Origin of the sequence: Pseudomonas mandelii (assembly GCF_006438925.1) — a bacterium.
GTDB lineage: Bacteria > Pseudomonadota > Gammaproteobacteria > Pseudomonadales > Pseudomonadaceae > Aquipseudomonas > Aquipseudomonas mandelii_C.
Map to the genome: position 1 here is coordinate 227001 of NZ_RCZA01000005.1, position 22306 is coordinate 249306.

The 22306-nt window shown below is 60.0% G+C and carries 20 protein-coding genes; 10 read left to right on the plus strand and 10 right to left on the minus strand.

Features of this window, described 5'->3' with window-relative positions; all coding sequences use genetic code 11:
- Positions 1-86: 86 nt before the first annotated feature.
- The 3 genes from dnaQ to EAH74_RS13475 all read right to left on the minus strand — a co-directional run bounded on the left by dnaQ (position 87) and on the right by EAH74_RS13475 (position 2362).
- Positions 87-845 (minus strand): DNA polymerase III subunit epsilon, encoded by a 759-nt coding sequence (gene dnaQ, locus EAH74_RS13465; RefSeq protein ID WP_140679061.1) that lies wholly within the window; start codon positions 843-845, stop codon positions 87-89.
- Positions 846-1058: 213 nt separating this feature from the next.
- Positions 1059-1511, minus strand: coding sequence for a ribonuclease HI (rnhA, locus tag EAH74_RS13470; protein ID WP_008152099.1), 453 nt, complete (start codon positions 1509-1511; stop codon positions 1059-1061).
- A gap of 92 nt (positions 1512-1603) precedes the next feature.
- Positions 1604-2362 carry a methyltransferase domain-containing protein gene (locus EAH74_RS13475; RefSeq protein WP_008152097.1) on the minus strand — a complete coding sequence of 253 codons (759 nt, stop codon included), beginning with the start codon at positions 2360-2362 and terminating at the stop codon, positions 1604-1606.
- 65 nt (positions 2363-2427) lie between these two features.
- On the opposite strand from EAH74_RS13475, the gene gloB reads away from it, so the two are divergent.
- From gloB to fabI, 8 genes are all read left to right on the plus strand, one after another.
- On the plus strand, positions 2428-3195 hold the full coding sequence (gene gloB, locus EAH74_RS13480) for a hydroxyacylglutathione hydrolase (protein ID WP_140679063.1): 768 nt from the start codon (positions 2428-2430) through the stop codon (positions 3193-3195).
- 99 nt (positions 3196-3294) lie between these two features.
- Complete coding sequence (locus EAH74_RS13485) at positions 3295-4743, plus strand: transglycosylase SLT domain-containing protein (RefSeq protein WP_140679065.1); 1449 nt, start codon at positions 3295-3297, stop codon at positions 4741-4743.
- Between the two features lie 189 nt (positions 4744-4932).
- Entirely contained in the window at positions 4933-6765 is a 1833-nt protein-coding gene (locus EAH74_RS13490) for an extracellular solute-binding protein (RefSeq protein WP_140679067.1), read from the plus strand.
- Complete coding sequence (locus EAH74_RS13495) at positions 6762-8603, plus strand: extracellular solute-binding protein (RefSeq protein WP_140679069.1); 1842 nt, start codon at positions 6762-6764, stop codon at positions 8601-8603. Before EAH74_RS13490 ends, EAH74_RS13495 begins: the two co-directional genes overlap by 4 nt.
- Before the next feature lie 4 nt (positions 8604-8607).
- Complete coding sequence (locus EAH74_RS13500) at positions 8608-9681, plus strand: microcin C ABC transporter permease YejB (protein WP_056741785.1); 1074 nt, start codon at positions 8608-8610, stop codon at positions 9679-9681.
- Position 9682: 1 nt separating this feature from the next.
- Positions 9683-10702: an ABC transporter permease gene (locus tag EAH74_RS13505; protein WP_123364351.1), complete on the plus strand. Its 1020-nt coding sequence runs from the start codon at positions 9683-9685 to the stop codon at positions 10700-10702.
- A gap of 1 nt (position 10703) precedes the next feature.
- Entirely contained in the window at positions 10704-12314 is a 1611-nt protein-coding gene (locus tag EAH74_RS13510) for an ABC transporter ATP-binding protein (RefSeq protein ID WP_140679071.1), read from the plus strand.
- A gap of 21 nt (positions 12315-12335) precedes the next feature.
- A complete protein-coding gene (fabI, locus tag EAH74_RS13515) occupies positions 12336-13130 on the plus strand; it encodes an enoyl-ACP reductase FabI (RefSeq protein WP_008152082.1) in 795 nt (264 codons plus the stop codon).
- Positions 13131-13306: 176 nt separating this feature from the next.
- Here fabI and EAH74_RS13520 read toward each other — a convergent pair whose 3' ends face one another.
- A complete protein-coding gene (locus EAH74_RS13520; protein ID WP_140679073.1) occupies positions 13307-14161 on the minus strand; it encodes a LysR family transcriptional regulator in 855 nt (284 codons plus the stop codon).
- 111 nt (positions 14162-14272) lie between these two features.
- Between EAH74_RS13520 and EAH74_RS13525 the strand changes: the two genes are divergently transcribed.
- The gene (locus tag EAH74_RS13525) at positions 14273-14698 is read left to right on the plus strand and encodes a VOC family protein (protein ID WP_140679075.1); all 426 of its coding nucleotides are present in this window, start codon (positions 14273-14275) and stop codon (positions 14696-14698) included.
- Here EAH74_RS13525 and EAH74_RS13530 read toward each other — a convergent pair.
- The 5 genes from EAH74_RS13530 to EAH74_RS13555 form a co-directional block, all read right to left on the minus strand.
- A complete protein-coding gene (locus EAH74_RS13530; protein ID WP_140679077.1) occupies positions 14667-15266 on the minus strand; it encodes a GGDEF domain-containing protein in 600 nt (199 codons plus the stop codon). The two genes, EAH74_RS13525 and EAH74_RS13530, sit on opposite strands and share 32 nt — an antisense overlap.
- 74 nt (positions 15267-15340) lie before the next feature.
- Positions 15341-15919 carry a hypothetical protein gene (locus EAH74_RS13535; protein WP_140679079.1) on the minus strand — a complete coding sequence of 193 codons (579 nt, stop codon included), beginning with the start codon at positions 15917-15919 and terminating at the stop codon, positions 15341-15343.
- Between the two features lies 1 nt (position 15920).
- Positions 15921-18089 carry a xanthine dehydrogenase family protein molybdopterin-binding subunit gene (locus EAH74_RS13540; protein ID WP_140679081.1) on the minus strand — a complete coding sequence of 723 codons (2169 nt, stop codon included), beginning with the start codon at positions 18087-18089 and terminating at the stop codon, positions 15921-15923.
- Between the two features lie 25 nt (positions 18090-18114).
- Positions 18115-18570 carry a (2Fe-2S)-binding protein gene (locus EAH74_RS13545; protein ID WP_046052829.1) on the minus strand — a complete coding sequence of 152 codons (456 nt, stop codon included), beginning with the start codon at positions 18568-18570 and terminating at the stop codon, positions 18115-18117.
- A 300-nt stretch (positions 18571-18870) separates the two neighbouring features.
- Positions 18871-19716, minus strand: coding sequence for an oxidoreductase (locus EAH74_RS13555; protein ID WP_140679083.1), 846 nt, complete (start codon positions 19714-19716; stop codon positions 18871-18873).
- Positions 19717-19830: 114 nt separating this feature from the next.
- Here EAH74_RS13555 and EAH74_RS13560 point away from each other — a divergent pair, with 114 nt between their 5' ends.
- Positions 19831-20751 carry a LysR family transcriptional regulator gene (locus tag EAH74_RS13560; RefSeq protein ID WP_140679085.1) on the plus strand — a complete coding sequence of 307 codons (921 nt, stop codon included), beginning with the start codon at positions 19831-19833 and terminating at the stop codon, positions 20749-20751.
- A gap of 72 nt (positions 20752-20823) precedes the next feature.
- On the opposite strand, the gene EAH74_RS13565 is transcribed toward EAH74_RS13560, so the two are convergent.
- On the minus strand, positions 20824-22278 hold the full coding sequence (locus tag EAH74_RS13565) for an XAC2610-related protein (RefSeq protein WP_240050506.1): 1455 nt from the start codon (positions 22276-22278) through the stop codon (positions 20824-20826).
- Positions 22279-22306 lie beyond the last annotated feature (28 nt).

Here is a 22306-nt window from a genome sequence, read left to right on the forward strand (position 1 = left end):
CGTTTCACTCGACAGCTCCTACAGGGTTATCTATTCCGCTGTAGGAGCTGTCGAGTGAAACGAGGCTGCGATCTTTTTCCGAAGCGCTACGCCTGAGCCTTGGCCTCGGCCAGTTGTTGCCAGAGCGAAGGGGCGCCGGCGGATTTGGCGATGGTTTCCAGGCGTGCCACGTGCTGGGCCAGGTCATCTTCGCTGGCACGGATGATACGCGTCGGTTGACGATCGATCGGCAGGCGGCGGATCTCGGTGGCGGAATTGTCCGCACCTTCCCCGGAACCGTTGCCGTCCGAAGCATTACCGGCCAGGGACAGGCTGGTCTGGCCGCCCGTCATGGTCAGGTAAACGTCGGCGAGGATCTCGGAGTCGAGCAAGGCGCCGTGCAGTTCACGACCGGAGTTGTCGACGCCATAGCGTTTGCACAAGGCGTCGAGGCTGTTGCGCTGCCCCGGGTGACGTTCCCGGGCCATCATCAGGGTGTCGAGGATCGAGCAGTGCTGCGTGATGTCCGCACGATCGTGCTGGCCCATCAGGGCGAATTCGTTGTTGATGAAGCCAACGTCGAACGCCGCGTTATGGATGATCAGCTGCGCACCCTTGATGAATTCAAAGAATTCATCAGCCACTTCAGTGAAGCGCGGCTTGCCGACCAAAAATTCGTTGGTGATGCCGTGGACGCCAATGGCGCCTTCATCACTCTCGCGGTCCGGTTGCAGGTAAACGTGGAAATGCCGGCCCGTCAGGCGCCGACCGATCAACTCGACACAACCGATTTCGATAATCCGGTGGCCGTCGGTCACCGGCATGCCGGTGGTTTCGGTATCGAGTACAACGGATCTGGTGGCCATCAGTGCTCAGCTCTCAACGGGTCATTCGTGCAAAAGCGGCGATGTTAACACGCCCGCCGGGGTCTTTCAGATACACCGTGTTGCACCCATCGCGAGCAGGCTCGTTCCCACATTGAATTCGGGGGTTCACAGAATTTGTGCTCAACGAAGATCAAATGTGGGAGCGAGCCTGCTCGCGATTGGCTACGACGCAGTACGTTGGTAGAACCGGAATCAAGCCTGCTTGTAACCGCGCACTTCATCCACGCCACGATTGGCCAGTTGGTCGGCGCGTTCGTTGCCATGATGGCCAATGTGCCCGCGTACCCATTTCCAGGTGACGTTGTGGCGATTGACCTGCTCATCCAGCAACTTCCACAGATCAGCGTTTTTCACCGGTTCTTTCGCAGCGGTTTTCCAGCCGCGCTTCTTCCAGTTGTCCATCCACTCGTTGATGCCTTTCATCACATACTGCGAGTCGGTGACCAGCAGCACGTCGCAGGAGCGCTTGAGTTCTTCAAGACCACGGATTGCGCCCATCAGCTCCATGCGGTTATTGGTGGTGTTGGCTTCGCCGCCCCACAGTTCTTTTTCAATGCCCTTGCATACCAGCAAAGCGCCCCAGCCACCAGGGCCAGGGTTGCCTTTACAGGCGCCGTCAGTGAAGAGTTCTACGCTATCGCTCATGCCAATCTATCCAGAAAATGCGGTGGCTCGCCGATCGGTGATCGACGATGCCCGAGGCCGGGGCAAACCCGGCCGGGAAAATAAAACGTGTATTACGGATCGATGCGGCGACGATTGACCTTGGCCATCGGCAATGGAATCAGCTTGCCCATCGGTTCGCGCCGCTCCTGACGGACGGGCCGCAGGCCCACCACGATCTTGCGCGCAACCAATAAATAGAAGCCGCCACCCGACAGTTGCCAGTCACCGGCCTTGCGTTCCCAACCGGCCAGACGAGCCTGCCAGGCGGGTGACGCAAGCGGCGGACGATAGCATCCGAAGCGGCGTTTCTCCAGTGCGAAGCCCAGCAGGTTCAGCCAGTCACCGACCCGCGACGGGGAGATGCAGCGAGCCTTGCGCAAGGCGTCGTGAGCAAAAACGTGACGCAAGCCCCAAGTGCTCCAGGGGTTGATCCCGACGATCAGCAGATGCCCGCCGGGCCGCACGCTGCTCGCCGCTTCACGCAGCAAACCGTGGGGCGACAGGCAGAAATCCAGCCCATGCTGCAACACCACCACATCGGCGGCATGCTCGCTCAAAGGCCACGCCTGCTCTTCGCAGACGATCTCGACACCCGGCAACGGCGCGCCGAGCCGCACATTACGCTGGACTTGCGGCGCCGACGGCGGCGTTTGGGCCGACGGGCCGTAATGCACCAGGTAGCCACCGAAGAACCGTCCCAGCTCGTCTTCGAGCATGCGACGTTCTTCGTCCAGCAAAAATTGCCCGATGGGGCCGGACAGCCATTCACGGGCCGCGCTGATCAATGTCAGCCATTCAGGATCAGCCTGAGCGAACGCTTTATCGGTCATTGCATTCTCCAACGCGCCAGGAAGTTCTAAGATGCGCCATTGTTTTCCGCTTGGCGAATCCGACGATGATACAGATCAGTGCCCTGCCCGCCTTCACCGACAACTACATCTGGTTATTACAAGACCACCGCACCCAGCGCTGCGCGGTGGTTGATCCGGGCGATGCTGCGCCGGTGCAGGCGTGGCTCGCCGCGCATCCGGGTTGGGTGTTGAGTGATATTTTGATCACTCACCATCATCATGACCACGTCGGCGGCGTCGAGCAGCTCAAAAAAGCGACAGACGCGACAGTCTACGGTCCGGCCAGCGAAACCATCCCACTGCGGGACGTAGCCCTCAAGGACAACGACCGCGTCAGCGTGCTGGGCTGGGACTTCGATGTCTATGCCGTCCCCGGCCACACCTTGGGGCATATCGCCTATTACCATCAGGGTTTGCTGTTCTGCGGTGACACCCTGTTCGCGGCCGGTTGCGGGCGCTTGTTCGAAGGCACGCCGGAGCAAATGCATACCTCACTGACGCGCCTCGCGGCGCTGCCTGAAGATACGCTGGTCTACTGCACTCACGAATACACCTTGAGCAACCTGAAGTTTGCCGCAGCGGTCGAACCGGGCAATCCGGACACCGCCGCACGTCTGGAAAAAGTCACCGCTCAGCGCGAGGCCGGAATCATGACGCTGCCCTCTACTCTGGCGCTTGAAAAGCTTACCAACCCGTTTTTGCGTGTCCACGAAACATCCGTTAAAGAAAAAGTGGACGAACGGAATGGAACCCAAAACCGGGCTCCCAGTGCGGTTTTTGCTGCTCTGCGTGCTTGGAAAGATAAGTTCTAAGTAGCCATCACGTTGGTACAAAAATTCTGAATGGTTGACCGCAGGGGGTGCGCTTTCTAGAATCGCCCGACATTTTTGCCCGGAACTTACTTCCAGCCAATGTCGTCATCTATTCGTAAAGCCATCAATTCAGACGCATTGACCCGCTTGGCTCAAGCCATCGCGGTGGCTGTGTCCGCCACTCTGGCGGGCTGCTCAAGCCATGTGCCGCAGACCGACGCGACACACACTCCGAACATCGCCGCTCGAGCCAAACAGAAACCTATCTGGCTCAGCGAAAAACCGACTCCACAAATTCCACAAGATGTCTGGGAGCGCATGCGCCAGGGCTTCCAGTTACAGGACAACCTGGGCGTAAACCCGCGCATCGAGCAACAGCGCCTGTGGTTCGCCAGCAACCCGTCCTTCCTCGAAAACGCCGGCGAACGCGGCAGCCTCTACATTCACTACATCGTCGAACGCCTTGAAGAACGCAACATGCCGCTGGAACTGGCGCTGCTGCCAGTGATTGAAAGCGCCTACAACCCGATGGCCTATTCCCGGGCCGACGCGGTTGGCTTGTGGCAATTCATCCCTTCCACCGGGCGTTACTTCAACCTGCGTCAAACCCGTTTCTATGATGGCCGTCGCGATATCACCGCCTCGACCACCGCGGCCATGGATTACCTGACCCGCCTGCACGACATGTTCAACGGCGACTGGCTGCTGGCCCTGGCGGCGTACAACGCCGGCGAAGGCACGGTCAGCCGGGCCATCGAGCGCAACGAAAAGCTCGGTTTGCCGACCGATTACTGGAACTTGCCGCTGCCGGCCGAAACCCAGGCCTACGTGCCAAAGCTGTTGGCCCTGTCGCAAGTGGTGCTGGCACCTGAAGCCTACGGCGTGAACCTGAACCCGATTGCCAACGAACCGTACTTCCAGGTCGTCGAAATCAACCAGCGCATGGACCTGTCCAAGGTCGCCGCGGTGGCTAACATCGACGAAGACGAACTGTTCCAGCTCAACCCGGCCTTCAAGCAGCGCACCACCATCGATGGCCCACAGCATTTGCTGGTGCCAACGTCCAAGGCGCAGCTGCTGACCGCCAGCCTGTCGACCATGCGTCCTGAAGAGTTGATCAGCAAGAAGCCGCTCAAGCCAGTATTCGAAGGCTCGGACGACTCCGAACTCGCCAGTCTCAAACGCGGTTACCGCGTTAAACGCGGCGACAACCTCGGCACCATCGCCAAGGCCAACAAGGTCGACATCAAGGACCTGCAGCGCTGGAACAAGCTGACCGGCAAGGACCTCAAGGTCGGCCAGACACTGGTCATGCAGGACACCGCCAAGCGCAGCAGCGGTCGGGTCAACACCGTCGTGGCAGCGAACAGCAAAGCAAACAGTAAAGCTGACAAACAGCAGACCCAATACAAGGTCAAGCAAGGCGACTCGCTGTACATGGTAGCCAAGCGTTTCAACGTTGAAATGCAGCACCTCAAGCGCTGGAACCCACGTGTTGGCCAGGCGCTGAAGCCTGGTCAGATGCTGACGGTGGCTTCCCCACGCTGATTGATGTGAAACCGAAAAAGATCGCAGCCTTCGGCAGCTCCTACGGATGTAAACGCAGGTAGGAGCTGCCGAAGGCTGCGATCTTTTTTTGTGCCCCTACACCGCTTTCAGCACCCGTCTTTTTCCTGTCGATACAAGCTGTTACTGTACGGGCCACAAAGCCCAAGCCGCCTGGATCGGATCCCTGACTTGAAGCGTCCCCTCCTCCTGCTCCTGATCAGCCTGGCCTTAAGCTCCCCCGCAAGCGCGACGATCAGCGAAAGCCATGGTTATGCGCAGTTCGGCACGCTCAAGTACCCGGCCAGATTTACCCACTTCGACTGGGTCAACCCGCAAGCGCCCAAGGGCGGTACGTTGCGGGTGATGGCGTTTGGCACCTTCGATACGCTCAACCCCTACACCTTCAAGGGTTCAAGTCCGGTTTCCACACCGAACTTCCTGCAATACGGCATCAACGAGCTCAACGAACCGTTGATGGTCGGCACCGGCCAATACGCGCCGTCCGGCGATGAGCCGACCTCCAGCTATGGCCTGATCGCCCAATCGGTGGAATACAGCGAAGACCGCAGCTGGGTGGTGTTCAACCTGCGCCCCGAAGCGCGTTTCCACGATGGCACGCCGATTACCGCCTATGACGTGGCGTTTTCCTACCGCTTGCTGCTCAAGGAAGGCCATCCGCAATACCGCACCAACCTTCAGGAAGTGTCCCGGGTCGACATCCTCAATCCGCAGCGCATTCGTTTCGTCTTCAAGCGCGCCGGCAATCCGTTGCTGATCCTGCGCCTGGGCGAATTGCCGGTGCTGCCCCAGCATTACTGGAAAGGTCGCGATTTCAAGGCCACCACCTTCGAACCGCCACTGGGTAGCGGGCCGTATCGCATCACATCGGTAGAGCCAGGGCGCCGGATTGTTTTCGAACGGGTCAAGGATTACTGGGGCAAGGACCTGCCGGTCAATCGCGGCAAATACAACTTCGACCGTATGGAAGTCGAGTTCTACCGCGACAGCGACGTCGCGTTCGAAGCCTTCAAGGCCGGCGAATTCGACATCTATATCGAGCACCAGGCGAAGAACTGGGAAAACGGCTACAGCTTCCCGGCGGTGCAACGCGGCGACGTCATCAAGGCGCAAATCCCGCATCAGATCCCGACCCAGAGCCAGGGTCTGTTCATGAACTCCCGACGCCCCGCCTTCTCCGAGACCAAAGTCCGTGAAGCGCTGGGCCTGATGTTCGACTTCGAGTGGACCAACCGCACCCTGTTCAGCGGCGCTTACAAGCGCGCCTTGAGTTACTACCCCAACAGCGAGTTCTCCGCGACCGGCCTTCCGGTCGGCCATGAATGGCTGATGCTCACGCCGTATCGCGAGCAGTTGCCCGCCAAGCTCTTCACCGAGCCGTTCAGCCTGCCGCAGACCCAAGGGCGCGGCATCCCCCGGGAAACCATGCGCAAGGCCCTGAGCCTGCTCTCTGAGGCCGGCTGGAAGCTCAGTGGCCAACACGTACAGAACGCCGCTGGCCAACCGTTGCGTTTGGAGATCCTGCTGGTCAACCCGAACCTGGAGCGCATCCTTCAGCCTTACGTCGAGAACCTCGCCAGCATCGGCATCGACGCTCGGCTGCGCACAGTCGATCGCGCCCAGTACAAGCAACGCCTTGATCAGTTCGACTTCGACATGATCCTGATGACCCTCAACCAGACGCTCAGTCCGGGCCTGGAACAATGGCAGTACTTCCATTCCAGCCAGGTCGGGGTCAAGGGCAGCAAAAACTACGCCGGTATTGCCAATCCGGCGGTCGACCATTTACTCGAACAATTGCTCGCCGCCCAGACACAGGATGAACAGGTCGCCGCCGGCAAGGCCCTGGACCGGGTGTTGCTGTGGCAGCACTACATCATTCCCAACTGGTACCTCAATTATCACCGCCTGGCCTACCGCAACCGGTTCGCCTTCGTCACCACGCCGCCCTACACATTGGGCCTGAGCGCCTGGTGGCTGAAATCTTCGGAGAAAGATCGATGAAACCCGTACGCACCCTGCTCTTGCAGGCCAGCGGTCTGTTGTTCGCCGGGCTGGCCTGTGCCGCCCCGCAACATGCCCTGACCCTGTACAACGAGCCGCCGAAATACCCGGCCGATTTCAAACATTTCGATTACGTGAACCCCGACGCGCCCAAGGGCGGGATCTTCCGTCAGGCCGGTTTCGGCGGCTTTGACAACCTCAATCCGTTCATCAACAAGGGTGTCGCGGCCGACGACATCAGCATGATCTACGACACCCTGGCCAAACAGGGCCTGGATGAACCGTTCACCGAGTACGGCCTGGTCGCCGGCAAGATTGAAAAAGCCCCGGACAACAGCTGGGTGCGTTTCTACCTGCGCCCCGAAGCGCGCTTCCACGACGGGCATCCGATGCGCGCCGAGGACGTGGTGTTCAGCTTCCAGACCCTGATCAAAGACGGCGCGCCGCTGTACCGCGGTTACTACAGCGATGTCGAGGAAGTGGTCGCTGAAGATCCGCTGACGGTGCTGTTCAAGTTCAAACACAACAACAACCGTGAGCTGCCGTTGATCCTCGGCCAGTTGCCGGTGTTGCCCAAGCATTGGTGGGCGACTCGCGATTTCACCAAGGGCAACCTGGAAATGCCGTTGGGCAGCGGCCCGTACAAGGTCAGCGAAGTGAAGGCCGGGCGGTCGGTGCGCTATGAACGGGTCAAGGATTACTGGGGCAAGGACCTGCCGGCCAACCGCGGGTTCTACAACTTCGACGTGATGACCACCGACTATTACCGCGACAACACCGTGGCCCTGGAAGCGCTCAAGGCCGGGCAGTTCGATTACTGGCTCGAAATGGCAGCAAAGAACTGGGCCAACGCCTACAACATTCCGGCCGTCACCGAGGGCCGGTTGATCAAGGAACAGATCCCGAACGGCAACCCCACCGGCATGCAGGGTTTTGTGTATAACCTGCGCCGCCCGGTTTTCCAGGACGTACGTGTACGTCAGGCCTTGACGCTATTGCTGGATTTCGAGTGGACCAACAAACAACTGTTCAATGGCGCCTATGTGCGCACCCGCAGTTATTTCGAGAATTCGGAAATGGCGGCCAGCGACCTGCCGGACGCCGATCAATTGGCGATCCTCGACCCGTTCCGCGGCAAGATTCCCGAGCAGGTATTCAGCGAGGCGTTCCAGAACCCGGTGACCGACGCCAGCGGCATGATCCGCGCCCAACAGCGCAAAGCTTATCAACTGCTGCAAGAGGCGGGCTGGCGGATCGTCGATGACAAGATGGTCGACACCCATGGCAAACCGGTGACCATCGAGTTCCTGCTGGCCCAGACCGAGTTCGAGCGGGTGCTGCTGCCGTTCAAGCGCAACCTGAGCGACTTGGGGATTGACCTGGTCATCCGCCGGGTCGATGTCTCGCAGTACATCAATCGCGTGCGTTCACGGGACTTCGACATGATCGTCGGCAGCTTCCCCCAGTCCAATTCACCGGGCAATGAACAGCGTGAGTTCTGGATGTCTGCCGCCGCCGACAAACCAGGCAGTCGCAACTCCATGGGCCTCAAAGACCCGGTGGTGGACCAACTGGTCGAGCAACTGATCAACGCCGATTCGCGCAAAAGTCTGGTGGCCCATGCCCGCGCGCTGGACCGCGTGCTGCAATGGGGCTATTACGTGATCCCCAACTGGCACATCAAAACCTGGCGCGTGGCGTACTGGAACCACATCGGCCACCCGAAAATCTCACCCAAGTACGACATCGGCATTAACACCTGGTGGATCAAGCCCGATGCCAAACCTGCGGTAGAAGTCGAAACCAAACTGCAAGCCGACCCTGCGGGCACGGAGTAATCAGATGCTGGCGTATATTTTTCGGCGACTGCTGCTGATCATCCCGACCTTGCTCGGCATTTTGCTGATCAACTTTGTGATCATCCAGGCCGCCCCCGGCGGGCCGGTGGAGCAGATGATCGCCAAGCTCGAAGGCTTCGAAGGCGCCACCAGCCGCATCGCCGGCGGCGGTGCCGAAGTCTCGGTGGCGGGCTCCGCCTATCGCGGCGCCCAGGGCCTGGACCCTGCGCTGGTCAAGGAAATCGAGCACATGTACGGCTTCGACAAATCGGCGCCGGAACGCTTGTGGATCATGATCAAGAACTACGCGACGCTGGATTTCGGCGACAGCTTCTTCCGCGATGCCAAGGTCATCGACCTGATCAAGGAAAAGATGCCAGTGTCGATCTCCCTCGGGCTGTGGAGCACGCTGATCATGTACCTGGTGTCGATCCCGCTGGGGATCGCCAAGGCGACGCGACACGGCAGCCACTTCGACGTCTGGACCAGTTCGGCGATCATCGTCGGTTACGCGATTCCGGCGTTCCTGTTCGCCATCCTGCTGATCGTGGTGTTCGCCGGCGGCAGCTATTTCGACTGGTTCCCCCTCAGAGGGCTGACCTCCAACAACTTCGATGAGTTGAGCATGGGCGGCAAGGTTCTCGATTACTTCTGGCACCTGGCATTGCCGGTGACGGCGCTGGTGATCGGCAACTTCGCGACCATGACCTTGCTGACCAAGAACAGTTTTCTCGACGAAATCAACAAGCAGTACGTGGTCACCGCCAAGGCCAAGGGCCTGACCAATCACCGCGTGCTCTACGGCCACGTGTTCCGCAACGCCATGCTGTTGGTCATCGCCGGGTTCCCGTCGGCGTTTATCGGCATCTTCTTCACTGGCTCGTTGCTGGTGGAAGTGATCTTCTCCCTCGACGGTCTCGGGCTGATGAGTTTTGAGGCGGCGATCAACCGCGATTACCCAGTGGTGTTTGGCACGCTGTTCATCTTCACCCTGTTGGGATTGGTGGTGAAACTCATCGGCGACCTCACGTACACCTTTGTCGATCCGCGCATCGACTTCGAAAGCCGGGAGCATTGAGATGAATCTGTCCCCTCTCAATCGCCGACGCTTCGAACTGTTCAAGGCCAACAAGCGTGGCTGGTGGTCGCTGTGGCTGTTTCTGCTGCTGTTTGGGCTGAGCCTCGGCGCCGAGTTGATCGCCAACGACAAACCGCTGGTGGTGCATTACGACAACGGTTGGTACTTCCCGGCGCTCAAGCGTTACCCGGAAACCACCTTCGGCGGCGAATTCCCGCTGGAAGCCAATTACAAGAGCCCGTACATCCGCGAACTGCTCAAGGCCAAAGACGCCTGGGTGCTGTGGGCGCCGATTCCCTACAGCTATCAAAGCATCAATTACGATCTGAAAGTCCCGGCACCCGCACCGCCCTCGACCGACAACCTGCTGGGCACGGACGATCAGGGTCGCGACGTGTTGGCGCGGGTGATTTATGGCTTCCGGATTTCGGTGCTGTTCGCCCTGACGCTGACCATTCTCAGCTCGATCATCGGGGTGATTGCCGGGGCCTTGCAGGGTTTCTACGGCGGCTGGGTGGATTTGGCCGGGCAGCGCTTTCTGGAGATCTGGTCCGGGCTGCCGGTGCTGTACCTGCTGATCATTCTCGCCAGTTTCGTCCAGCCGAACTTCTGGTGGCTGCTGGGGATCATGCTGTTGTTCTCGTGGATGAGCCTGGTGGACGTGGTCCGCGCCGAATTCCTGCGAGGGCGTAATCTGGAATACGTGCGCGCCGCGCGGGCGTTGGGGATGCAAAACGGAGCGATCATGTTCCGCCACATCCTGCCCAACGCCATGGTCTCGACGATGACCTTCATGCCGTTCATCCTGACGGGCGCCATCGGCACCCTGACCGCTCTCGATTTTCTGGGCTTCGGTCTGCCGCCTGGCGCACCGTCCCTCGGTGAACTGGTGGCCCAGGGCAAATCCAACCTGCAAGCGCCGTGGCTCGGCATGAGCGCGTTTGCCGTGCTGGCGTTGATGTTGAGTTTGCTGGTGTTCATCGGCGAGTCCGCTCGCGATGCCTTCGACCCGAGGAAGTGAAATGAATCAGGACAATCTGATCGAAGTGCGCGACCTGGCCGTCGAATTTGTCGTCGGCGAGCGCGTTCAACGAGTGGTCGAAGGCGTGAGCTTCGATATCAAGCGCGGCGAAACCCTGGCGCTGGTGGGCGAGAGTGGCTCCGGCAAATCGGTGACTGCTCACTCGATCCTGCGGCTGCTACCCTACCCGCTCGCCCGGCATCCGTCCGGGACCATCGAGTATTCCGGGCAAAACCTGCTGAGCCTGAAAGAGAAAACCATCCGCCACATCCGCGGCAACCGGATCGCGATGATCTTCCAGGAGCCGATGACCTCGCTCAATCCGCTGCACTCGATCGAGAAGCAGATCAACGAGGTGTTGAGCACCCACAAAGGGCTGATCGGCAAAGTCGCGACCAAGCGCACCCTGGAGCTGCTGGAGATGGTCGGCATCCCGGAGCCCGAGAAGCGCCTCAAGGCCCTGCCCCACGAACTGTCTGGCGGCCAACGGCAGCGGGTGATGATTGCCATGGCGCTGGCCAACGAGCCGGAACTGCTGATCGCCGACGAGCCGACCACCGCGCTGGACGTGACCGTTCAGCTGAAAATCCTCGAATTGCTCAAGGAATTACAGGCCCGGTTGGGCATGGCGCTGCTACTGATCAGTCACGATTTGAATCTTGTACGAAGAATTGCGCATCGCGTATGTGTCATGCAGCGCGGTTGCATCGTCGAACAGGCATCGTGCGAAGAGTTGTTCCGCGCACCGCAGCATCCGTACACTCGGGAACTGCTGGCAGCGGAGCCCAGCGGCAAACCGGCGACCAATGTAATCGGCCCGCCGTTGCTGCAGGTCGAGGACCTGAAAGTCTGGTTCCCGATCAAGAAAGGCTTTCTGAAAAAGACCGTCGACCACATCAAAGCGGTGGACGGAATCAATTTCAGCCTGCCTCAGGGCCAGACTCTGGGGATTGTGGGAGAAAGCGGCTCGGGCAAGTCGACACTGGGTTTGGCGATTTTGCGGCTGATCGGCAGCAAAGGTGCCATCCGTTTTGAAGGCAAGCAGCTAGACTGCCTGACGCAGCAACAGGTTCGACCGCTGCGTCGGCAGATGCAGGTGGTGTTTCAGGACCCGTTCGGCAGCCTGAGTCCACGGATGTGCGTGAGCCAGATCGTCGGCGAAGGCCTGCGGATCCACAAGATGGGCACCGAGGCAGAACAGGAACAAGCGATTATTGCGGCACTCAAGGAGGTAGGTCTGGACCCGGAAACCCGGAATCGCTACCCCCACGAATTTTCCGGTGGGCAACGGCAGAGAATCGCCATTGCCCGGGCATTAGTGCTAAAACCGGCGTTGATTCTGCTGGACGAGCCGACATCGGCCCTCGACCGGACAGTGCAACGCCAAGTGGTGGAGCTTTTGCGTTCACTGCAAACCAAGTACAACCTGACGTATCTGTTTATCAGCCATGACCTGGCTGTCGTCAAAGCGCTGAGCCACCAGCTGATGGTGGTCAAGCAAGGCCAAGTGGTCGAACAGGGAGACGCGCAAAGTATTTTTGCGGCCCCCAAACATCCGTATACACAGCAGTTGCTGGAAGCCGCTTTCCTGGCCCCGGCCACTGCGCAATAACCTGAAAGAGAGGAGCAACACATGGGTTTTCTCGCCGGTAAGCGCGTACTGATCGTCGGTGTCGCCAGCAAGCTGTCCATCGCATCCGGCATCGCTGCCGCCATGCATCGCGAGGGCGCTGAGCTTGCCTTCACTTATCAGAACGACAAACTCAAGGGTCGTGTCGAAGAGTTCGCACAAAGCTGGGGTTCCAACCCTGATCTGTGCTTCCCGTGCGACGTGGCCAGCGATGAAGAAATCGCCAAGGTCTTCGTTGAGCTGGGCAAGAAGTGGGACGGCCTGGACTGCATCGTGCACTCCGTCGGCTTCGCCCCGGGCGACCAACTGGATGGCGACTTCACCGAAGCCACCACCCGTGAAGGTTTCCGCATCGCTCACGACATCAGCGCCTACAGCTTCGTGGCCCTGGCCAAAGCTGGCCGCGAAATGATGAAAGGCCGCAACGGCAGCCTGCTGACCCTGTCGTACCTGGGCGCCGAGCGCACCATGCCGAACTACAACGTAATGGGCATGGCCAAGGCTTCCCTGGAAGCTGGCGTTCGTTACCTGGCCGGCTCCCTGGGCCCGGACGGCACCCGCGTCAACTGCGTATCGGCTGGCCCGATCCGCACCCTCGCCGCTTCCGGCATCAAGAACTTCCGCAAGATGCTGGCCGCCAACGAAGCGCAAACTCCGCTGCGTCGCAACGTCACCATCGACGAAGTCGGCAACGCCGGCGCCTTCCTGTGCTCGGACCTGGCGTCCGGCATCAGCGGTGAAATCATGTACGTGGACGGTGGTTTCAACACCACGGCCATGGGCAGCCTCGAAGAGTAATCTTCAGTCGGCCAACTAAAAAACCCGCCTCTTCAGGCGGGTTTTTTATGGGGGGGGCGAAGTCAAAAGATCGCAGCCTTCGGCAGCTCCTACAGGGGATTTGTGTTCATCAGCCAACATGGGTGACCCCGGTCAATGTAGGAGCTGCCGAAGGCTGCGATCTTTTGACTTTGACGTCAGACTAAACACTGCGCAAACAGCTGCTGGATAGGCTGTGTGCGCTGGCTATAGCGCTGCAACAGGACGATCTCCCGGTAGAACGTCAACGCACCCAAAGGGATGATCCTGACCTTCGCCCCGTACTGGAGCCAGAGCCCCGCCTCGGGTAGCAGCGACACCCCTAACCCGCATTCAACCATCTTCACGATGGCTTCCAGCTCATCCAGCTCCAAAGCCACCTGCACATCAATCTGCTGCTCGCGCAAAAACCGCGTCACAAGTCTTCCACCGAACGAATTGCGGTCGTAGCGCACATGCGGATGGCTCGCGAGGATCTGCAACGGCTCATCGCCTTCAAGGTCCGCTGGCACGATCAATACAAACGGTTCCTTGCGGATGAGCTGCGCTGACAGTTCTTTGGGCAACTCGAACGGCGGCTTGATCAGGATCGCCAGATCCACCTCACCGGTGTCCACCTGACTTAACAGGTTCAGCGACACACCGGGCACCAGTTTCGGTTCCAGCAACGGCGCCTGTTGCCTCAGTCGCAGCAACGCCTGGGGCAGCAGTCCGGTCTGGGCCGTGGCCACCGCGCCTATTTTCAACTCGCCGCGATACTCACTGACATCATCGCTGACCGCCATGCGGCTGAAGGTTTCCAGGATTTCCCTGGCCATCGGCAATGCCCGTTGGCCCGCCGCATTGAGCAGCGCCTGACGTCCGGTGCGGTCGAACAAACGAATACCCAGCGCGTGTTCCAGATTGCGAATCTGCGCGCTGACGGCCGACTGGGTCAGGCCGATGTGCATCCCGGCGGCCGCAAACGTGCCGTAGCGCGTCACCGCAATGAAGGTTTTCAGTTCCCGCAGCATGGCGTACTCGATTGATCGAAATAATTTGAGCTCGATGCAAAAATTATCGTCTTTTAATCAAAAAGCACAGGGCTAAACTCAGTCTGAATCCAGACAGTCGAGGCACATCCGATGCAACTCTCCCCTTTTCACTTGGCCATCCCGGTTTACGACCTGACCGCCGCGCGCAATTTTTATGGCCAAGTGTTCGGCCTGGAAGAAGGTCGCTCAAGCGATCATTGGGTCGATTTCAACTTCTTCGGCCATCAACTGGTCATTCACCTGGCGCCGAAAAATGCCTCTCAAGAAGCCGCGCACACCAATGCTGTCGACGGTCATGACGTACCGGTGCCACATTTCGGCGTGGTGTTGGGGATGAACGAATGGGAGGCGCTGGCCGAGCGGTTGAAAGCCCTCGACACCCGATTCGTGATCGAACCGGGCATTCGCTTTCAGGGCTTGGTGGGTGAGCAAGCGACGATGTTTCTCTTCGATCCGTGCGGCAACGCGCTTGAGTTCAAGGCATTCAAGGATGTGGCTCAGCTGTTTGCCAAGTGAACGCATCGGCCTGTGCCATCAGCTCCTCGATCGAGCCGGGAAGCTGAGGGTTGCACTCGATTTGTCCAATGCTGAAGTGGATGTCATAACCGCGATGCACCGTGGCATTGCGCTCTTTGAGTATTTCTTCGAGTCGCGCCCTGATCGCGGGAATCTCCACAACGCTTGAGCCGGTCAGCAACGCGACGAATTTGTCACTGCCCAACCGGCCGATCACGTCGCTCTCGCGAAAGGCAATTCGCAGCACATCAGCGAAGGTTTTCAGGGCATTGTCGCCCTCGGCACGACCATAGAGATAGTTGATGTGTTTGAAGTCATCAATATTGAAAAGCAGCAGCGTTGCTGGCTTTTTCAGCTGATGGCAGACATCCAGCCCTTGTTGGGCCAGCGCTGTAAAACCGTGTCGGTTGGAGAGCAGCGTCAACTCGTCCATGCTCGCCATCTGCAGGCCCATCAACTCCTCCTCGGCCTTGCGGGCCAGGTCACGCAGCAGCTCGCGCTCCTGCAGTGGCGTGCGCAACGGGTCGGCGCATGCGCCTGGTTTTACCGGTTTGCCTGGGATCAGCATTACTCACTCCATTGGCGGGTATATTTCTTAGAGTCGTCCATACCCGGTTTGGCTCCCTGTTAACGGACCGCCGGTCAACTACCCACGACCGGACATGGCCCCCCAGCGTCTGCCCAGCGCTTGAACTGGGTGACGAAAATGTCGTGCGGCACCGGGACCGGCGCCCTTCCCTGACCCGGATTCCAACCCCAGAGCACCAGTTTGTCGTCGCTGACATGCTTGATCAGCGCGGCGAAATCGCGGTCACCGTTGCTGGAACGGTCCTTGATCATTGCGCACAACTGGTCGGCCGGCAGACCGATCCAGGCCATTTTGTGCGCGGCTGGCGGCAAGCTCCAGTGCGGCGCCCCTGGCGGTGCGTGAGCGCCGTAACTGGCTGGCGGATTACTCTCGGCGTGGCAGGTAGCGCAGGGCAAACCCGCCGCGCCCTTGCCGTCCATGCCCCGCACGACGTTCATTGCGTGAGTAATCCCGGCGTCGAATTGCAACGGCGAATCGCCGGGGATATGGCAGTTCTGGCAGCGCGGGCTCTGAAAGACCTTTTGCACGGTATCGAACGCCTTGATGGCCTCCTTATCATCAGCGAACATGTCCTCGGCGTAGCCGATCAGGCCGACCAACACCACCGCGCCAAGAATCAGATGTCGTCTCATCTCACACCCCCGACAGTTGCAGTGGCAGTTCCCGCAAGCGTTGGCCGGTCAGGGCGAACACCGCGTTGGCCACTGCCGGCGCCGTGGGCGGCACACCGGCCTCGCCGATGCCGCCGGGTTTGTCACTACTGGGCACGATATGCACTTCCACCACCGGCATTTCGTTGAGCCGCAGCACTTGATAGTCGTGGTAATTGGATTGCACCACTTGCCCGTTCTTGAAGGTCAGTTTGCTGTGCAAGGTAAACCCGAGGCCGAAGGTGATGGCCGACTCCATTTGCGCCGCGATGCTCATCGGGTTGACCGCAATCCCGCAATCCACCGCACACACCACCCGATGCACGCGGATCGCCAGGTTGTCCTCGGACACCTCGGCCACCTGGGCAACATAACTGCCGAAAGATTCATGCACCGCGACACCCAACGCATGGCCGTCTGGCAGTGGCGCCTTCCAGTTGGCTTTCTCGACGGCCAGGTTCAGCACGCCAAGATGCCGCGGATGCTCCTTGAGCAAGGTTCGTCGGTACTCGACCGGATCCTTGCCGGCCGCCTCTGCCAGTTCGTCGATCAGCGACTCCATCACGAACGCGGTGTGGGTGTGCCCCACCGAGCGCAGCCAGAGCACGCGAATGCCGGTTTGCGGCGAATGCAGATCAACCTGGTGATTCGCCAACCCCTCAAGGTACGGACTGTCGGCGACCCCTTCGACAGACGTCTTGTCGATGCCATTTTTGACCATGGTCGCCTCGAATGACGTGCCCGCCATGATCGACTGCCCGACCATCACATGCTTCCAGGCGATCGGTAGGCCGCCGGCATCGAGGCCGATACGGGCCTGATGGAGGAATGCCGAGCGGTAGTAGCCACCGCGAATGTCGTCCTCCCGGGACCACACGGTTTTCACCGGTGCGCCCGCCGCCTTGGCGACTTCCACGGCCTCAGCGACAAAGTCCGAGGTCGGATTGGCCCGGCGACCGAAACCGCCGCCCAGAAACTCGGTATGAATCTCCACCTGCTCGGGTTTGAGCCCGGTGATTTTCCCGGCGACCATTTGATCCAGCGTCTGGAACTGGGTGCCGGTCCAGATTTCACATTTGTCCTGGGTGATTTTGACGGTGCAGTTGAGCGGCTCCATCGGCGCGTGGGCCAGGTATGGCACGCTGTATTCGACATCGATGGTCTTCGCCGCTTTACCCAGACCCGCCGCGACATCACCGGCCTGACTGGCCGACGCGCCTGGGGTGGCGGCGAGTTTGCGGAAGCTTTCCAGCAGTGTCTGACTGTCGAGCCCGGTGTTCGGCCCCAGGTCCCAATCAATCTTCAATGCATCGCGCCCCAGCTTCGCCGCCCAGTAATGGTCGGCAATCACCGCCACCCCGGTGGGCACCTGCACCACTTTGTGCACGCCCGGGATCGCCAGCGCTTCGGCGCCTTCGAAGGATTTGACGCTGCCACCGAACACCGGCGAGCGCGCGACCATGGCGGTCATCAGCCCGTCGAACTGCACGTCCATGCCGAACTTGGCGCGGCCAGTGATTTTCTCCGGCGTGTCCAGGCGCTTGGTCGGTTTGCCGATGATTTTCCAGTCCTTGGACTCCTTGAGCTTGATCGACGCCGGATCCGGCACCGGCAGCTTGCCGGCGTCATCGGCCAGTTCGCCGTAGGTGGCGCGTTGGTCGCCGGCAATCACCACACCCGATTCGGTGCGAATCCCGGAGGGCGCGACGTTGAAGCGCTTGGCCGCCGCGTCGATCAACATCAAACGCGCCGCTGCACCGGCCTGCCGGTAGCGGTCGAACTCCATCCAGGTCGAGGTGGACCCGCCAGTGATTTGCATCCCGCCAAACCCGGCCAGGCCATACTCGGCGGCCGAAGCCGGTGCATGTTCGACACGGATCTTTGACCAGTCGGCGTCCAGTTCTTCGGCGATCAACATGGTCAGGCCGGTCCAGATGCCCTGGCCCATTTCCGAATGGCCGAGCAGCATGGTGACGCTGTTGTCATTACCGATCCGTAAAAACGCATTCGGCGCGAAGACATTGCCTTGATTCTCGGCGCCCATGGCAAAGCGATGGGCACCGGGGATGACAAACGCCACCACCAGACCACCGCCCAGCACCGCGCTGCCCTTGAGGAAACCGCGGCGTGACAGAGGATTGAGGCTGTTCATTGCTCAGACTCCCTTCAACGTGGCATCAACCGATCTCGGCGGCGCGTTTGACCGCTGCGCGGATCCTTGGGTAGGTGCCGCAGCGACAGATGTTGCCGGAGAGCGCCTGATCGATGTCGCTGTCGGTGGGCTTGGGAATTTTCGCCAGCAACGCGGCGGCCGACATGATCTGCCCGGACTGGCAGTAACCGCACTGGACTACATCGAGCTCCGCCCAGGCTTGTTGCACCGGGTGCGAACCGTCGGTAGACAGACCTTCGATGGTGAGGATTTTTTGCCCATTGGCCACCGCCGTGGCGGGGGTGATGCAGGAGCGCAGCGGCGCGCCGTCGACGTGCACGGTGCAGGCGCCACACTGGGCGATGCCACAACCGAATTTGGTGCCGGTCAGGTGCGCGACATCGCGCAGGACCCACAGCAGCGGCATGTCTGCGGGGACATCCAGCGCCTGGTCCTTGCCATTGATGTTGAGGGTCAACATTGCGAATGTCCTCAGACTCACGGTGTTCTGAAGGGGCTCTCGGGAACCTCCGGTTATCCCTACAGCTAAGCGCAAATTGCCGGGCGAGACCGGTTCATCGACCACCGGTCACACGATGAAGGAAATCAGGATCGCTCTGTAGCAGCTGCCGAGCCCGCGAGGCTGCGTTCGGCGACGGAGTCGTCGTGAAGTCAGGCTCTGCGGTGTGTCAGGAAAACTGCGTTTGCAGGGTTTACGACGACTTCGTCGCCGAACGCAGCCTCGCAGGCTCGGCAGCTGCTACATAGAGCGGGTGGGGGCTTAGAAGTCGGTGGACACCGACACTTCGCGCCACGTCTGCAACTCATCGGCGACGAAGGCGTTCTTGGCTTCGATCGCCGCGACACAGTCGCTGCCAAGCGGTAAGCGCAGCGGGGCTTTTTGCGCTTGCACCAGGGTGATCATGGCTTGGGCGAGCTTGTCCGGATCGCCAGGCTGATTCAGGGTTACAGCCTTGGCGATTTTGCGCACCTCGCCCGCTGTGGTGTCGTAGTCGGTAATCGACGCCGGGGATTCAACCAGCGAATTGCCTTCGAGGAATTCGGTGCGGAAGTAACCCGGCTCGACAATGGTCACGTTGATACCCAGCGGTGCCAACTCGGCGTGCAGCGCCTCGCTCAAGCCTTCGACGGCAAATTTGGTCGAGCAGTAGACGCCAAAGCCCGGCCCCGACCTGTAGCCGCCCACCGATGAGAGATTGATCACATGTCCACGGCGAGCAGCGCGCATGTGCGGCAGAACGGCGCGCGTGACATTCAGCAAGCCGAAGACGTTGGTTTCATACACGCGCCGCACTTCATCAGCGCTGGCTTCTTCCACCGCTCCGAGCACGCCGAAACCGGCGTTGTTGACCAGCACATCAATGCGCCCGAAGTGCTCAATGGCCGCCTTGGCAACCGCAACGCCTTGGGCTTCGTTGGTCACATCAAGGGTCGCGGCCAACAAACCCGGCTGCTCGCCAAAACGCTGGGTGATGCTACTGGCGTCACGAGCGGTGGCGACTACGGCGTCGCCATTGGCCAGCGCGGCGGCAGCAATCTTGGCGCCGATACCGCGAGAAGCACCGGTGATGAGCCAGACACGTTTGAAGTTTTGGGAAGTGGTCATGATGGCGAATCCTTGTAGGCAGTTGGGGTAAGCACAAGGTACGCAGGAACATTGGTCTGAAAAATGCCCTCGTGTTACAAGCACTATGAAACTCTCTTTCATAATGACGCCGATATGAATCACGACCCGTTTGATGGTTTGACCGAGTTTCTCGCCGTCGCCGAGCATAAAAGCTTCACTCTGGCCGCGACTCGGCTAGCCGTTACGCCCACCGCCGTCAGCCATGCGATCAAACTGCTGGAACGGCGCACCGGCGTGTTGCTGTTTCAGCGCACCACACGCCGAGTGGCGCTGACCGAAGCCGGCGCCAGTCTGTTTGCCCGCTTGCGTCCGGCGGCCAGTGAAATCGATGAAGCGCTGGCGGTGCTCAGCGGTTTCCGCGATCAGCCCATGGGCACGCTGCGACTCACGGCCCCACGATTGTCCGGGGCCTTGTTGATGGAGCCGCTGATTCCGCTGTTCCGCGAGGCCTACCCGCAAGTCACTCTCGATATTTCCCTGGACGACGCCACGGTTGACCTGATGGCCGGCGGCTTCGATGCCGGGATTCGCCTGGGAGAGTCGATTGAAAAAGACATGATCGCGGTGCGCCTGACACCTGATCTGCAATGGTCGGTGGTGGGCTCCCCGGCCTACTTCGCCAAGGCGGGAAAACCGGTTATCCCGGAAGACCTGACACGACATGAATGCATCGGCTTTCGCTTCTCGACCTCCGGCAGCGCGCATCGCTGGGAGTTTCGCCGCGAGAGTCGGGACTTCACCGTGGGCGTCGAGGGTGGCGTGATCGTCAATGATCGCCGGTTGTTGGTGGCGGCCGCTCGTAGCGGTTCAGGCCTGGCCTACGCCTGTGATCTGGAGATTGCCGACGAGTTGGCGGATGGACGCCTCGAACGGGTGCTGCAACCCTTCGTACCGCTCAGCTCGGCGTTGTACCTGTACTTTCCCAGCCGCACTCAGACCCAGCCAAAACTGCGGGCCTTTATTGATTTGGCCACCCGCTGGATCGCTGAAAAAGGAGGCCTGGGTCGTCGCTGAACCGTCGTCTTCACAGTATGACTGCATTCAAAAACAGTCATATCGACCCTACAAAAAGTCATTACGACTACATCAGGGTTGTTTCACGTAAGCCGCGCTGTACTTCTGATACTCACCAAAACCGGTCACTTCTGCGGCGCCATTGAGCAACTGCAGGCGAAACAGCGGATCGCCCTCGGGGTCCACTGCGATGACGAGGTTGCCGGCAAGCAATGGGTACTGATGATGGACTTCGACAGGCGGGTCCTTGAGCTGAAAAATGCTCAGGTTGATATCCGCCATCTCGGGGCCGTTGTCGATCCCCGGCAATACTCTGAGGGTCAACTCGCCGACACGCCGATCCTGGACATTGCTCACGAGGTAGCGCCCTTCTCGCTGACTGTCTGCTACCCGCTCAAGTTTTTGCGCGGCGACTTTGAACGCAGTCGGCCTCACATTGATGCTTAATTGACGAGAGCCGTTGATCCACGTGCCGGTCTGGCTGCCCTGCTCGTTCGGCGTGCCTTCGACGAACCAGTTGCCGATCATCTGACCGTCGTCGTCCAGTTCACGCAGAACAATACCGCCATCCTCGTAGGTATTGCCCACCAGCCGGATCGGTTGACCGCTGCCGGTCTTGCTGTAGCGAACTTCCCCGACGTAGACATCACCCTGACGTTGCCACCACAGCTCAACGGGGATCTTGTCATCGAGGGTGCCGCGCAACATGACAGGCGCTTCACCGACGGGCCCCTCGAGGCGCCGACGCTCCGTCCACTGGCCGGATTTCAGTTCACGATCGGTGACGTCGACATAGCCATCAGGCATGAACGGGTTGGCTTCCGACGGCTTTTGCACCACCTCTGTTTTCTCGGCCACCTTCACAGGATTGTTGTCCTGAATTTGCCAAGTCGCGCTCTGGCGCCAGCAGCAACCGCTTTTGGACTGGGTATGCAGGCGCTTGGTGACCGGGTCGATGTCGAACATGCCCAGATTTGCGTCACGGGTCAGAGCGGAAAAGGACGTGCTCAACACGAGCGTCGGGCTCTCGGGATCGAACAGGTAGATGTCATAGGAAGGACCGCCATAGCCCGCTTCATTGCCATTGCGTACGGCAAGATCTTGTTGCCCGTCGAAATTGAAATCGCCGAACAACAGCAGACTTTGATCGGTATACGCCAGGTTGCGGTCGAACTCCGAAGCTTTGCGGCCTGGCTTGAACAGGGCGAACGCTTCGGCTGACTCGATGCGCTGCAGCACCTGCCCACCGGCCCTTTCGCGCAGCGTAATCAGCGCGGGAGCGCCGTCGAAAGTCTGGGTGGGCGGCTGTGCAAACAGCACGTCGATGACGTATTTCTGCGCAGGGTCCGTGAGGTGATACGTCAGCGGTTCGGCGCTTACGGCAGCGGCAACCAGCAGACAGGAAACAGCCAATAAACGATGGGCAACCATAATGCAGAGCGTCCTTGCGGCAAACCAGGTCGGCAAGTCTAGCGGCAATCGGGTCATGCCGACATCGTTGATTCCGTCGACAGGAAACTCTTTCAACTTGTCGATCTACGGTACGGCCAGACGA